We start from the raw sequence: 14,175 nt of genomic DNA on the forward strand, positions 1-14,175 counted from the left end.
CGAAGTAATAGCGCAGCGAGGCGCTGTTGCGCCACGATATCGAGCCGATTGTACTGGAGCGCGCCCCCCAGTTGACGGAGGTGGGGGCGGGTACCCAGATCGCTGCAAACGGCACGCTCGTGCTGCGGGAACTGGGGCTCGAGCCCGCCCTGGCGAGTATCGCGACCGTGCCGGCGGGCTTCGATTACCTGGAGTTGTCGACCGGACGCCAACTGTATTACGCGCCGCTCGGCAAGGAAGCGGAGGCACGTTATGGCGCGCTGCTCTACAACGTCCATCGCGCCGATCTGATCGGCCTGCTGGCGAAGGCCTTGCCGCCCGATGCGATCCGGCTGGGTGCGCAAGGACCTCTATAGCGTGCTCGCGTCGGTGCCCGCGACCGAAGTGAGCCGCGAATCGTGGACGCAGTCGGGCGACGTGGCACAACTGCGTCGCGCCTTCGAGGGGGCCGAGCCGACCGTGCAGAAGATGCTGGAAGCCGTGGACTCAACGTTCATCACGGGGATGTATCACCGTGACCCGATCGAACACTGGAGTGCCGGACGCATCGCTCTGCTGGGAGACGCCGCCCATGCGAGGGTGCCTTACCTGGCGCAAGGCGCGTGTCAGTCGATCGAAGACGCGTGGGTCCTCGCCACGTGTCTCAAGCAACACGGTCCGGCCGGCGTGCAGGATGCGCTGCTGGAATACCAGCAGCGCCGCCAGCCGCGTACCACGCGGATTCAGGCCGGCGCGCGCTTTGTCGTCGATTGGGCACACGAGCCGGATGAGGCGCGCGTCCGCCAGCGTAACGGGCGCCTGAAAGGGCTTTCACGTATCGATCCGCTGGCAGAGGCTTCGTGGTCGTTCGCCTGGGGCCACGACATCCTCGAGGCGGTCAAGCTGCCGCCGGGCGAGGTCGTGGGCCTGAGCGCGGCACGCGAGGGCAAGCGCATGGCGCGCCCCGAGAGCCAGCGCGCGTTCGATCTCTGGAAAGGCGTGTTCAAGCCCGATGACATCGCGGCCGGTGAGCGGGGGCAGCGTGCCGCGTATGAACGCTTCCTGCTGGAGCAGTTCCCGCCGCCCGCAAGCACCAAAGTGACCGAGGTCGATCTGCACGGCGTGAGTTCGCTGCGCGTGATGGCAGCAGGAGCAGGGCAGCGTGCAACGGTGTTGCACTTTCATGGCGGCGGCTACGTGCTGGGCTCGGCGAAGAGCTCGGTGGAATACGCAAGCCGCCTGTCGCGCGCCCTCGACGGTCCCTGCTACACGGTCGACTATCGCCTCGCGCCCGAGCATCCGTATCCGGCTGCCTTCGATGACGCATTCAGCACATATCGCGGCCTGCTCGCCGCGGGTGTCGATCCACGCACGGTGTTTCTGAGCGGCGAATCGTCCGGCGGCGGTCTCGCGCTTGCCGTGGCGGCTGCGTTGCGTCGCGCGGGTCTGCCGTTGCCAGCCGGTGTCATTGCGATCTGTCCGCTCACGGACCTCACGCTTGGCGGTCCATCGTTGAAGGCGAATTCGGGAGGCGATCCGGCCGCGAATCGCGAGACGCTGTCCAACCTTGTTGCGTCTTACTTCCAGGGTTACGAGCCGACCGATCCCATGGTCTCGCCGTTGTTCGCCGAGCTCGCCGAGCTTCCCCCGGTGTTCCTCTCGGCCGTCGAGGAAGAGGTCCTGGAAAGCGACACGACTCGTTTTGCGCAGCGGGCCAGGACTGCCGGCACAAACGTGATGTTGAAGATGGTGACCGATTCGGTGCACGTTTTCACGCTCTTCCCGTTCCTGCCGGAAACCGCCGCAACGCTCGTAGAAATCGCCCAGTGGAGCCGCCAGTTGCTGAATGTCGCATGTGCGGAGCCGACATGACGGCTGTCTCGACGCGGCGGCTGGTCATCCTGTTGCGTGTACGCCTCGCTTTACGACGCTGCAAGGGTTATCCCGCACGCCTCCTCAAGGCGATGAAATAAGGCGTGTGGCACGGGTCGGTGCGTTCGCGCGGCGGAATGTAAGTTTTCTGGCAGTTGTGCTCAAGGTTTCCGGGCAACGTGTGGTTGTGGGCACAACTTGTGGGCGCTGCTTGTAGGCACGAGTGGCGCACATGACGTTGCGCAACCGGAAACCAGTCTCTCGAAACGGAACGGGTAGTCCCGTGTCCGCAATCCGGAGACGCAGTTCATAGAATGTTTAGTGAACCATAATAATATTGGAGCTATTTATGAGGCAGGCAAGGAGATTGGCCGGAACAGAGTCGCATCGACGCAAGGCGGCCCTGTTGGCCGCGTTGGTATCGACCGCGACGCTGTATTCGGCATCGGCAACGGCACAATCGTCGGTGACGCTGTTCGGCGTCGTCGATGAGGGAATCCGCTACACGACGCACGCGGATCCGCAAGGCGATTCTCGCGTGCAGATGGCTAACGGCGCGAGCGAGAGTCTGTGGGGGTTCAAGGGTACGGAAGACATCGGCGGCGGAACCAAGGTCGTATTCGAACTGGAAAACCGCTTCTTTCCGAACACCGGAGCGACCGATCCCGCCTATCCCTTCTTCAATACGGCTTACGTCGGCGTGCAGTCGAACACGTATGGAAAACTGACGATGGGCCGCCAGATCAACCCGCTGGCGGACGCGGTGCTGAGCGCCTTCGTGACCAATCCGTGGCTGCCCACCTTTTACCAGTTCCGGCCGGAAGTCATGATGGCTCAGGGCGTGTGGACCAGCAACATGGTGAAATACGCGGCACGCTGGCAATACGTGACGACCGAAGTGTCGTATGCGTTTGGTGGCAATGCAGGGGCATTTGGTTCGGGAAGCCAGCTTGGCGCATCGATCATCTTTTTGCCTGGCATACCGTTGCGTCTGGCTGCCGCGTATCTGGACTCGCGCGACGCCGTGAACACATCCGCGCACCTCAAATCGTGGACGGCCGGCGGGTCCTATTCATTCGGCGATACGACGGTCATGGCCGGCTGGGCCGAGAATCGTGAAGACGACGGGTTCGTCGGCAATTTCCCCAACGGTCCATTCAGCCCGCCAGAGTTGACTGCGCTCAAATTCAATACGTTCAGCTCCCGGCAAATGTTCTACGGCGGTGTCTCGCAACTGCTAGGGAGTGCGACACACCTTTCCGCCAACGTCTGGCGCACGATCCAGACCGGCAAGACGCAAGCCGCCGACGGCAACGCAACGCAATTCCAGCTGCTGGCGGACTACAACCTGTCGAAACGCACGGACGTCTATCTGGAGGGGGACTACTCGCTGTATCGCGGTGGCATGGTGGGCGCGCAATTCCAGGGGATCAACGCGCTGAGCTCCTCGTACACCACGACGCAGCTCGGAGTCATGGCCGGCATACGGCATACGTTCTAGGCGCGCCGCAGGACCGGCGAGCGCGGTGCGCGGCTCGAAGGCGCACCGCAGGGAGCGATCACAAACAGTCCTGGAAGGAGTTAAGGATCTCTTTTGAACATATTTCGATTCGGCCATACCGCAAAGCGATCGCGCCTTTTTCGGCCAGGGCCTTGAGCTCCAGTGACAGCGTCTGGCGCGTGATGCCGAGCATCATCGCAAGGGTGTCCTGCGAGACGCTGACGTTCTGGCGGCTCTCGGGCCACGTGCTCACGTCGCCCGACGCGAGCAGCAGCAGACGCCGGGCGACGCGCGCACGTGTCGAATGCAGCGTGGCGTCCTCGACCAGGCGATAGAGCCAGTTGATATGAATGGACTGCAAATCGGCGATGGCACGGACGAACGCCTGACTGCGCATCAGTTCGTCGAACGCCGGTATCCGGACGACGAAAACGGTCGATCGCTCTATCGCGACGACATCACGTGCGCGTGGCTGGCGACTCGTCATGGAGGTCTGTCCAAACCAGTTGCCTGCTTCGAGGACGGCGAGGATGGCCTCCTTGCCGTCTTCGCGAAGCGTGAAAGCCTTGAGCCTGCCGTTTTTGATGCCACAGAAGCAGGTGGGCGCATCGCCGCGGTGGAACAGGTATTCGCCCGGCTGCAGCGTCATCAATTCGCTTCGCTGGATGAGCGCTTCCTGCTCGGCCGCAGGTAAGGAGCAGAACCAGTGATTGGTCCGCATTTCTTCGGACGTGTCCGCCATGAATGCCATTGTGGGGTTCGCCCTGCAGATCGAGAACATCAAGGCATTTTATATGTGCAGAAAATTGCAACGCAAGCCAGGGCAAAGCGGGAAGCGCTTGCCTGGGCCGCTTGATACATGAGTTATTTCCGCGATTTTCATGCTGAACCTGACGAGCGGATTGACCGCAAGGTTGCTGTATGGCACAGCGGTAAAACCCGTCGAATACCGCAGATTGACCTCACGACAAGCCTCAATACCGTGCGTTGACCGATCGATGAGCGCGAATACGCGCTCGACTTCGGCGCGCGCGTGACCCTTGCGATGAGATTGTCAGATCGAAAATCCGGGTCTTTTCAGCTGCGGTCTCCCCCGGTTGTCTTCACGGCTCTCCCCCATTCAGGGGGTACTTGCCGAGGCCCGACACTTGGATGATTCATCTAACGAGATTGATACAGCAGACCGAGAAAAACCAGCCGGTCTGCTGTGCCTTAAATCCACGCTTGCCACTTGCGCATGCCCCCCATTCAGGAACTGAAGGAGACATCGATGCACGACACACTCGACACGCCGCAATCCGAGGCTTACGCTTACCCGTTGCTCATCAAGCAGTTGCTGGTCACACCGTTCGTTCAGGCGCAGGACCAGGAGATCGTCTACCGCGACCAGTTCCGCATGACCTATGCGACGTTGCGCGAACGTATCGCCCGTCTCGCCAACGGTCTGGGCGAGCTTGACGTGAAGCACGGCACCACGGTCGCGGTGATGGACTGGGACAGCCACCGCTACCTCGAATGTTATTTCGCTGTGCCGATGATGGGCGCGGTCCTGCAGACCGTGAACGTGCGTCTGTCGCCGGCCGAAATCGCCTACACGATCGATCACTCGGGCGCGGAAGTCGTGCTGGTTCATACGGATTTTCTGCCGGTCGTCGAAGCGGTCAAGGACAAACTCACCACCGTGCGGACCTTCATCTGGATCGATGAGCCAGGTAGCGAAGTGACGGCGCACAGCATTCCTTTCGTGGCTGAATACGAAGCGATGCTTTCGAAGAGCAGCACGCACTGCGTGTTTCCGGACTTCGACGAAAACACTCGCGCCACGACCTTCTACACCACCGGCACCACTGGTCTTCCGAAGGGTGTCTACTTCACGCATCGGCAACTGGTTCTGCATACGCTCACGCTGATGGCGGCACTCGGCAGTCCCGTCTCGGGGCAGCGCTTCCATCGTGGCGACGTGTACATGCCGCTCACGCCGATGTTTCACGTGCACGCATGGGGCATGCCGTATATCGCTACGGTTCTGGGCGTGAAGCAGGTCTATCCGGGCCGTTATTTGCCGGACCGGCTGGCACGCCTCGTGCGCGAGGAAGGCGTCACGTTCTCGCATTGTGTGGGCACGATCCTGCACATGCTGCTCGGGTGCGAGGAGGGCAAGAAGACCGACATGAACGGCTGGAAGATCGTGATCGGCGGTGGCGCGTTGCCGCAAGGCCTCGCCAAGGCGGCGGTGGAGCGCGGTATCGACGTGTTCGTCGGTTACGGAATGTCGGAGACGTGCCCTGTACTCAGTCTCGCGCAACTTCCGCCGGGCGCGGAGAAACTCGACGCCGACGAACAGCTGCGTCTGCGCTGTAAAACGGGGCGGCCCGTTCCGCTCGTCGACCTGCGTGTCGTCGACGACAACATGGAAGAGCTCGCTCACGACGGCAAAGCCACCGGCGAGATCGTGGCGCGCGCGCCGTGGCTCACGCAGGGCTATCTGAACAATCCCGAGGCCTCGCAGCAACTGTGGGCCGGCGGTTATCTGCATACGCAGGACATCGCCAATATCGACCCGACCGGCAACATCCAGATCACCGACCGTCTCAAGGACGTAATCAAGTCCGGCGGCGAATGGGTGTCGTCGCTCGAGGTCGAGAACCTGATCTCGCGCTATGAAGGCGTGTCCGAAGTGGCGGTCATCGGCATCAAGGACGACAAGTGGGGCGAGCGACCGGTGGCGCTGGTGGTGCTCAAGGATGGCTTCGCGGTGACGGAGGACGACATCAAGCAGCACGTCCTGTCGTTTAGTTCATGCGGAAAAATTTCGAAGTATGCGGTACCGCAGGTCGTGAAGTTCGTCGACGGACTGGCAAAAACGAGTGTCGGCAAGATCAACAAGAAGTGGCTGCGCGAGCAGTTCGCCTGAGTGGCAAGCCAATTTCCAGGAGCAGAAGCGATGAGTTTGGAAAATTACAGCGTGGCCACGATCGGCGACTTCGTGGGGCGCGAGCTGGGTGTGTCGCAGTGGGTGGTGGTCGATCAGGCGCGCATCGACGCGTTCGCCGAATGTACGGGCGACAGGCAATGGATTCACGTGAACGAGGCGCGGGCGAAGCGCGAGAGTCCGTTCGGCGGCACGATTGCGCACGGCTATCTGACGCTGTCGTTGCTCGGGGCCATGGCAATCGAGATCGGGGTCGTTCCCGGGGACGCTGCGGCGGGCCTCAACTACGGTCTGGACAAGGTGCGTTTCATGACACCCGTGAAGGCCGGCGCGCGCGTGCGCAGTCGCATTACCCTCGTCTCGGCCGAGCAAAAGGGTGGCGGCCGCATTCTCATCAAGACCCTGAATGAGCTGCAGATCGACGGCGAAGACAAGCCGGCACTGATCGCAGAGACCCTCGCGATGCTGGTTGCGTGATCCATCACGTTCGACGCAGCGCAACCTATTCCTGAAGGAGCAGCATCATGGCGGTAACCCCTGAAAGCGCGCCGCAACGCAAGCGGCAGAGCGCGCAGCAAAAAGCCCAGCACAACGTGCAGCAGAACGACAAGGACGACGATCTCGCGGCGTCGGCTGCGGAAGGCATGCTGGGTCCGAATCCGTTCGTCGGTCTGCGGCCGTGCGACATTGTCGCCACGGCGCAGAAAATCGGCGCTCAGGCGTTGCGGCAACCGGCTCTCGTCGTGGAGCAGGAGGCGGCTTGGGTTCGCGAGCTGTTCGGGCTGTTCGCGGATGGTGCGGAATCGGCGCCGCCCAAAGGCGACAAGCGCTTCACCGACGCCGCATGGCAGAACAATTCGCTGTATCGCATGACGCTGCAAGGCTATCTGGCGTGGCAACGGGCGCTGGCGGGTTTCGTCGAGCGCTCCGGACTGGATCCGGCTAACAAGGAGCGCGCGCGCTTCGTGATGTCGCTGATTACGGATGCGGCGGCGCCGACGAACACGCTGCTGGGTAACCCTGCCGCGCTCAAGAAGGTCATCGAAACGGGCGGCGCCAGCCTGCTGGACGGCGCCAATAACATCATGATGGACCTGCTCAAGAATCAGGGCATGCCGGCGCAGGTCAACAAGACGGCTTTCGAGGTCGGCAAAAACCTTGGGACAGCTAAAGGTGCGGTCGTTTTCCGCAACGAAGTGCTGGAGCTGATCCAGTACGCGCCGACGACCCAGCAGGTTTACAGCCGGCCGCAACTGATCGTGCCGCCGCAGATCAACAAGTACTACATCTTCGATCTCTCCGAGGGCAAGAGCATCGTCGACTATCTGGTCAGTAACGAGCTGCAGGTGTTCGTCGTCAGCTGGCGTAATCCGACCGCGGCGCAAAGCCACTGGGATCTGGACACTTACGTCACTGCATTGATGGAAGCCATTGCAGCCATGCGCGAGATCACCGGCTCCGACGACGTCAATCTGCACGGCGCGTGTTCAGGTGCGATGACCATCTCGGCCTTGCTGGGACATCTCGCGAGCCAGGGCGACAAGACGGTCAACGCGACCACACTGATGGTCGCGGTACTCGACAATACCGCCGACTCGCAACTCGGTCTCTTTGCCACGCCGGAGGCGATTGCGGCGGCCAAGCAGCACAGCATTTCACGCGGCGTGCTGGCCGGCGAGGAAATGGGACGTGTGTTCGCGTGGATGAGGCCGAACGATCTGGTGTGGAACTACTGGGTCAACAACTATCTGCTCGGCAATGCGCCGCCCGCATTCGACGTGCTTTACTGGAACAACGACACGACCCGTTTGCCGGCGAAGATGCATGGGCAACTGCTCGATATCTTTACGCAGAATCTGTTCAGCAAGCCAGGCGCGTTGACGGTGCTCGGCACGCCGATCGACCTGTCTCAGGTCACCTGCGACAAATATGTGGTGGCGGGTGTGACGGATCACATCACACCGTGGAAGGGCGTGTACAACACCGCGATCACGTTCGGCGGCGACACCCGTTTCGTCTTGAGTTCGAGCGGCCATATCCAGAGCCTGATCAATCCTCCGGGTAATCCGAAGTCAAAGTACTACCTCAACGCCACCTTGCCGGCGAGTGCCGAAGCGTGGCTCGACGGCGCACAGGCTGAAGCGGCCACGTGGTGGGGCAACTGGACAGACTGGCTGAGCGCACGCTCTGGCGAAAAGCGCGCGGCGCCGGCGGCCCTCGGTAGCGAACGGCACCCGGCTGGTGTGAGCGCACCCGGGACTTATGTTTCGGAAGCCTGAACGGTTTCATCGACACAGATTTTTTTTGCAACTTCTCTCAGGAAATTATCATGACAGGAAGCAACCCCAGCAACATCTTTGGCGAATACACGAAGCTCATCACGCAGTTCAAGCTGCCGGGCGTGGATATCGCCGGTATTCTCGAATCGCGTCGCAAGGACATCGAAGCGCTGGCTGAGGCGAACATGACCGCGCTGGCGGGCGTGCAGCAGCTCGGTCAGAAGCAGGTGGAGATCGCGCGTTCGACGATGGTTGAATTGCAGGGGCTCGTGACGCGCTTGCGGTCCCCGGGCAGCGAGTCCGTTGCGTCGACGGGCGAGGGCGTTCAAAAGGCACTGCAAAAGGCCTTCGTGGACATGCAGGAACTCGCGGATGCCGCGTATCGCGCGCAGACCGACAGCATCGCTGTCGTCACGAAGCGCTTTGCGGAGCACGTCGAGGAACTGAAAGCGCTCGTGCAGCCCGGCAAGTAATCGGCCGGCGGCTCTTAGCCGCCGTCATGATGAAGCTGTCCACGCAACCCTGTTGCATGGGGCCGGAATCGGTGCTGAAGCCCGCCCTCCGGCCGATACATAGGATCACCCGGATGACCGAACTACAAACAAGCCCGGAGTCTGTCGACGCCATGCAGATCCAGACCATCGATCTGGACGGCCAGTTGCTGCGCGTCGGCGTGCGGCGCGGCAGCGACGCCTCGCCGCCGCTGCTGCTATTCAATGGCATCGGCGCGAATCTCGAACTGGTCGAGCCGTTCGTCGCGGCGCTGGACGACGTCACCGTCATCATTTTCGACGTCCCCGGCGTGGGCGGCTCGCCCGTGCCCCTGATCCCATACCGCTTTTCAACGCTCGCCGTGCTGGCCGACAAGCTGCTGACGCGGCTCGGTTACGCGGACCCCGTCGACGTGCTCGGCGTGTCGTGGGGTGGCGCGCTAGCCCAGCAGTTCGCTCATCTTTACCCGAGGCGCTGCCGCAGGCTGATTCTCGCGGCCACCTCCGCTGGCGTCATCATGGTGCCCGCGCGGCTCTCGGTACTTTCAAAGCTTATCGGGCCGCGCCGTTATACTGATCCTTCGTACCTGCGGCAAATCGGAGCGGAAATCTACGGCGGCGCGTACCGGCAGGATGCCTCGCTGCTCGAGGCGCACAGCCGCCATATCCAGCCGCCGCGCGGGCGTGGCTATCTTTATCAGTTGCTGGCTGCATCGGGCTGGACCAGCTTGCCGTGGCTCGGCGGACTGCGGCAAACCACGCTCGTCATGCATGGCAACGACGATCCGATCGTGCCGCTGTCGAATGCCAAGATCCTCGCGGCGCGGATCCGCAACGCGACCTTGCATGTGGTCGACGACGGCCATCTTTTTCTGATCACGCGGGCCGCTGAGGTTGCTCCGCTGGTGAAGCGGTTTCTTCTGGAGGAGGCAGGTTGAGCGTTGTGACCGGGACAGACAGACAAGGCGGGCGCACACAGGGTGATTCGACCATGGACGGGAAGCTCGTCCGGTTGAGGCGCATGCGCGCGACGGCGACCTGTCTGTTCGTCGCGATGATCGGGCTGCTGCTTGTCTGCGTAGTGGGGCAGACGGCGCATCCGTGGCTGGCGTGGCCGCGTGCGTTTGCCGAAGCGGGTACGGTCGGCGCGATTGCGGACTGGTATGCGGTGGTCGCCTTGTTCCGGCATCCATGCGGCATTCCGATTCCGCATACCGCCATCATTCCGAAGAACCAGCAACGCATTGCCGAAAGTCTCGGCAGTTTCATCGAACAGAACTTCCTGACCCCCGAAGTCATCACCGCGCGGCTCAGCGGCTTCAACGCGGCAGAAGCGCTGGCGGGATGGCTGGCAGTCCGAAAGAACAGTGCGATGCTCGCGGATGGCGTGGCGGACTCGCTGCCCCGTGTGTTAGAAGGTCTCGACGAGCAGGACGTCGAACGCATGTTCAACCAGCTGGTGATTCCGCGCCTGCGCACGCTCGACGTCGCGCGCGTCGCAAGCCAGATCCTGGATATCCTCACCGAAGGCAACCGTCACCAGCCGCTACTGGATCGCGGACTGCGCGCCGCGGAAGCCTGGTTGAGCGCCAACGTCGAGCGCATCAAGGCAAAGTTCAGCGAGGCCTCGAAATTCACGCCGGCGCCGCTCGATGCTTACATCGTCAACAAGTTTGTCGAAGGGATCGTCGCGCTGATGCATGAGGTCGTGGCGAATCCGGAGCACGAACTGCGGCGTCAGTTCGACGCGGCGGTGCAAGATCTGTCCGGCAACCTGCGCACGTCGGCGGTTTATCGCCGGTTTGGCCGACAGGTGCTGCGCGACTGCATCCGGCATGTGGAGGAAGGCGGCTACTACCGCGTCCTGCTCGAGCACATACGTGCGCACGTGCTGGCCGATCTCGGCAGCGGGCACTCCGCGCTGCGCGAGATGCTGGCCAGCACGTTTATCTCCATCGGCAAGGGCGTGGCGAGCGAGCCTTCGATTCAGCACAGGCTCAACGCATGGTGGCTGGATATTGCCGGTCTGCTCGTGTTGCGCCATCGTCATCAGTTGTCCGGACTGATCACCGATGTCGTGAAGGGCTGGGACGCTGAGGAAGTGAGCGCGAAGCTGGAGGCGGAGATCGGTCGGGATCTGCAGTACATCCGCATCAACGGCACCTTTGTCGGCGGCATGGCGGGCGTGTTGATCCACGCCTGTGTCCTGCTCGTCGCGCGCTAGACCAACGCGATCAAGCTGCCGCGCTCACGCGCAGCGCGAAAAAACGTTAGCTGTGTTTAACGAGGCCGAGCGCCTGTGCGCGCGCGACGGCCTGGGCGCGTTTGTCGACTTCCAGCTTGGTGAAGACGCTCTTGATATGGGACTTGACCGTTTCAGGCGTGATCCCGAGCGTGCGGGCAATTTCCTTGTTCGACTGTCCCTGGGCGATCAGCTCGACGATGCCGCGCTCGCGCGAACTGAGGCGCTCCCGTTCGGCCTCCTGACGGGGCTTGCTGTCGGGTTCGTGCTGGGCGCGCCAGCAATCGAGCAGACGATCGACCCAGTTCACGAGGTCCTGCGCGTTGCCTGCGGCGCGCAGGCTGTCGCGCGCGAGCTTCAGTAACGGGCCGATTTCCGGACCTTGATCGACAATCGACTGGCAGATCCCGGCCGGCGCTGCGACGCTCGCGACGGCGTGGAATATTTCGAGCGCGCGTTCGCGCTCGCCTGCGTTTAACCACGTTAGCGCGAGGAGGGTCCGCAGGCGCAGTGCGAGGTAGGTTCCGTGGATGCGCTCAAGACGCTGCAGCGCGCCATTCAGGATCTCGACCGCCTCTTGTGTCTGCAGCCGTCGCATGGCGAGACAGGCCGCCCCGAGGTCCCGATAATTCTCGATCTCCGGAGACACGGTAGCCGACGCGCCGCTACTCGAACTCGCCAACTGGCGCAGCTGCGCGACGCAGCCGCCGGCTTCGCCGAGTCTGTTTTCTGCCAGATTCAAGCGGGTTCGTTCGGCAAGCGCGGCGGCGATCAGCCGGTTCCATCCCCGTGTTTGCCCGAGCGCCTGCGCGGTGTCGAGCAACGCATACGCGTGCGCAAAATTGCCACGCGTCACAGCGATCCGCACGAGTATCCGATAGCTGATGAGCACACTGTCGAGCAGGACAGCGAGTTCAATCACGGGCATCAGTTCCACGAGCAACGCTTCGGCTTCGTCGAGGCGTCCCTGCTCGTAACGCAGTTGGGCGATCATCGGGGCGCACAGCGCGGCCGCGATCGATTGCGGACCGGCATGGCGCTCGGCAAGCTCCATCGCTTCATTGAAGCGGCGCTCGGCGAGCGGAAAGTGCAGTTGCTGCATTTCCACATGACCGAGCAGACACAGCCGGTAGACCGTGGAAAATACGCTGCGCTGGTCTTCCGCGATCGAATCGGGAATCCACGGTGTGGCGTGAAGGGCTTCGAGATTGCCCGCTTTCCAGTGGCCGAAGCGGGCCACGTTGGAGACCGCGTTGGTAGTCCAGGCATCGCGCGAGGGCCGGCTCAGATAGTCTTGCGCGAGCGTGAGCGCCCTTTGCGGGTCATCCTGCAAGCCCGCCAGCGCCGAGCGAATGGCGACGCACTCCCAACGGATGTGCTCGGCTTGCGCACCCTTGTCGTCGGCCTCGTGTTCGATCGATTCCAGCATCGACCGCGAGTCGTCAAAGCGCATGGCGAGTGCCGTGCCCCAGGTCGTTGCAAGCGCAACCGTCGTCTGGGCTCGCATCAGGTCGGCGGGGAATTGACGCTGCCAGCCCACCAGCGTGAGCAGATCGCCCGCTTTCAGAAGCGACATGGCGCAGTGCTGCATGAGGCGAATGGCGTCCTCGGTTGCGCCTGCGGCGATGGCGTGCTTTACCGCGTCGGTCCACTGGTGCTGCGCCGCGTACCATTGCCACGCACGCCGATGCAGTTCGGCGATTTCCTCGCGGTACCTCGCTTCCAGCCGTCGCCGCAGGTACTCGGCCATGAGCGGGTGATAGCGGAACCAGTGTCCCTCCAGATCCAGCGGCTCCAGAAGCAACTGGCGCGCAACGATCGCGTCCAGCATGAGTTGGCTCGTCTGCACGCCGGTGAGCGCTTCGCAGAGCGGTGCGCTCAGACGATCGGTTATCGCCGTGCGCAGCATGAACTCGATCATCCCAGTAGGTAAGGACTGCAGGATATCTTCGAGGTAATCGGCAAGCGGCCGCGAAGCGCCAGTGGGCGCGCTGGCCCGCCAGCCGTGCGGACGGTCGCTGCGGGCCAGCACCGCGGCCGAGATGCGCAGCGCGGCGGCCCAGCCTTCGGTGCTCGCGAACAGTGATTTCAGATCGGTCGCGTCGAGCTTGCCGGGGCATTCGTGCTCGACGAAGCGGCGCGTTTCGTCGAGGTCGAAGCGCAACGTCGACGCGTCGATTTCCAGCAGTTCGTTGCGCGCCCGCAGCCGCGCCGTAGGAAGCGGTGGATCGGTGCGCGTGCACAGGACCACGTGCACCTGCGAGGGCGCGTTGGCGATGAACAGCGACATCGCTTCGTGAATCGGCGGCGCGCTGATCAGGTGGTAGTCGTCGATGAACAGGTAGACCTCGTCGTCGACGTCGACCAGTTCGTTGATCAGCGTCGAGGCGAGCGCATTGGCCGGCACGAACGACGCTTCGGCGGTCAAGCCGATCACCGAGGTGCCGACGCTGCCGCACGCTTGCCGCAACGCATGGGCGAGGTGATTGAAGTAGCGGCCGGGTTCGTCGTCTTCGGCATCGAGCGATAACCACGCGAGCCGCGCATTGCCCGGCGCGAGCAGGTTGAGCCAGTTGAGCGCGAGTGAGGTCTTGCCGAATCCGGCGGGCGCCTTGATGACCGTCAGGCGCTTCGTTTCCGTCTGCACGGCGAGGCCTGCAAGACGCGGACGATCGATCAGGCCGGTGGGCAAGCGGGGTGGAAAGACCTTCGTGGCGAGGAACAGAAATGGCCTGTTCGTGGGCGGTGCTTCTGTCACGTGCATCAGCTGCTCCAGGCGTTCGGGTTGACCCTGGCTGCCATCCCCCGTCCATGCCAACGCGCTCCCCTTTACGGGGGATGTTGCGCGGTGCTGCGCTCGGACACTATGGCTTCCAGTG

General features: G+C 62.8%; 11 protein-coding genes. 9 read left to right on the forward strand and 2 right to left on the reverse strand.

Annotated features, from left to right (window positions below; translation table 11 throughout):
- The first annotated feature begins 26 nt into the window (after positions 1-26).
- The 3 genes from P3T43_RS01650 to P3T43_RS01660 all read left to right on the forward strand — a co-directional run bounded on the left by P3T43_RS01650 (position 27) and on the right by P3T43_RS01660 (position 3,352).
- The gene (locus P3T43_RS01650) at positions 27-356 is read left to right on the forward strand and encodes an FAD-dependent oxidoreductase (protein ID WP_429279275.1); all 330 of its coding nucleotides are present in this window, start codon (positions 27-29) and stop codon (positions 354-356) included.
- Positions 322-1,851 carry an alpha/beta hydrolase fold domain-containing protein gene (locus P3T43_RS01655; RefSeq protein WP_429279276.1) on the forward strand — a complete coding sequence of 510 codons (1,530 nt, stop codon included), beginning with the start codon at positions 322-324 and terminating at the stop codon, positions 1,849-1,851. The genes P3T43_RS01650 and P3T43_RS01655 overlap by 35 nt, the downstream gene beginning before the upstream one ends.
- Positions 1,852-2,266: 415 nt before the next feature.
- Positions 2,267-3,352, forward strand: a complete 1,086-nt coding sequence (locus P3T43_RS01660) for a porin (RefSeq protein WP_429279586.1) — start codon at positions 2,267-2,269, stop codon at positions 3,350-3,352.
- 58 nt (positions 3,353-3,410) lie between these two features.
- Here the strand turns inward: P3T43_RS01660 and P3T43_RS01665 are convergent, their stop codons facing one another.
- Positions 3,411-4,103, reverse strand: coding sequence for a Crp/Fnr family transcriptional regulator (locus P3T43_RS01665; protein WP_429279277.1), 693 nt, complete (start codon positions 4,101-4,103; stop codon positions 3,411-3,413).
- A 519-nt stretch (positions 4,104-4,622) separates the two neighbouring features.
- Here P3T43_RS01665 and P3T43_RS01670 point away from each other — a divergent pair.
- The 6 genes from P3T43_RS01670 to P3T43_RS01695 all read left to right on the forward strand — a co-directional run bounded on the left by P3T43_RS01670 (position 4,623) and on the right by P3T43_RS01695 (position 11,278).
- Positions 4,623-6,266 carry a fatty acid--CoA ligase gene (locus P3T43_RS01670; protein ID WP_429279278.1) on the forward strand — a complete coding sequence of 548 codons (1,644 nt, stop codon included), beginning with the start codon at positions 4,623-4,625 and terminating at the stop codon, positions 6,264-6,266.
- Positions 6,267-6,296: 30 nt separating this feature from the next.
- Positions 6,297-6,761, forward strand: a complete 465-nt coding sequence (locus P3T43_RS01675; RefSeq protein WP_429279279.1) for a MaoC family dehydratase — start codon at positions 6,297-6,299, stop codon at positions 6,759-6,761.
- Positions 6,762-6,928: 167 nt separating this feature from the next.
- A complete protein-coding gene (locus P3T43_RS01680; RefSeq protein WP_429279587.1) occupies positions 6,929-8,563 on the forward strand; it encodes an alpha/beta fold hydrolase in 1,635 nt (544 codons plus the stop codon).
- 50 nt (positions 8,564-8,613) lie between these two features.
- The gene (locus tag P3T43_RS01685) at positions 8,614-9,036 is read left to right on the forward strand and encodes a phasin family protein (protein WP_429279280.1); all 423 of its coding nucleotides are present in this window, start codon (positions 8,614-8,616) and stop codon (positions 9,034-9,036) included.
- A gap of 113 nt (positions 9,037-9,149) precedes the next feature.
- A complete protein-coding gene (phaZ, locus tag P3T43_RS01690) occupies positions 9,150-9,992 on the forward strand; it encodes a poly(3-hydroxyalkanoate) depolymerase (protein ID WP_429279281.1) in 843 nt (280 codons plus the stop codon).
- Between the two features lie 53 nt (positions 9,993-10,045).
- The gene (locus tag P3T43_RS01695) at positions 10,046-11,278 is read left to right on the forward strand and encodes a DUF445 domain-containing protein (RefSeq protein ID WP_429279282.1); all 1,233 of its coding nucleotides are present in this window, start codon (positions 10,046-10,048) and stop codon (positions 11,276-11,278) included.
- Positions 11,279-11,324: 46 nt separating this feature from the next.
- On the opposite strand, the gene P3T43_RS01700 is transcribed toward P3T43_RS01695, so the two are convergent.
- A complete protein-coding gene (locus P3T43_RS01700) occupies positions 11,325-14,060 on the reverse strand; it encodes a LuxR C-terminal-related transcriptional regulator (RefSeq protein WP_429279283.1) in 2,736 nt (911 codons plus the stop codon).
- Positions 14,061-14,175 lie beyond the last annotated feature (115 nt).

The organism is Paraburkholderia sp. GAS41 (assembly GCF_050436545.1).
GTDB lineage: Bacteria > Pseudomonadota > Gammaproteobacteria > Burkholderiales > Burkholderiaceae > Paraburkholderia.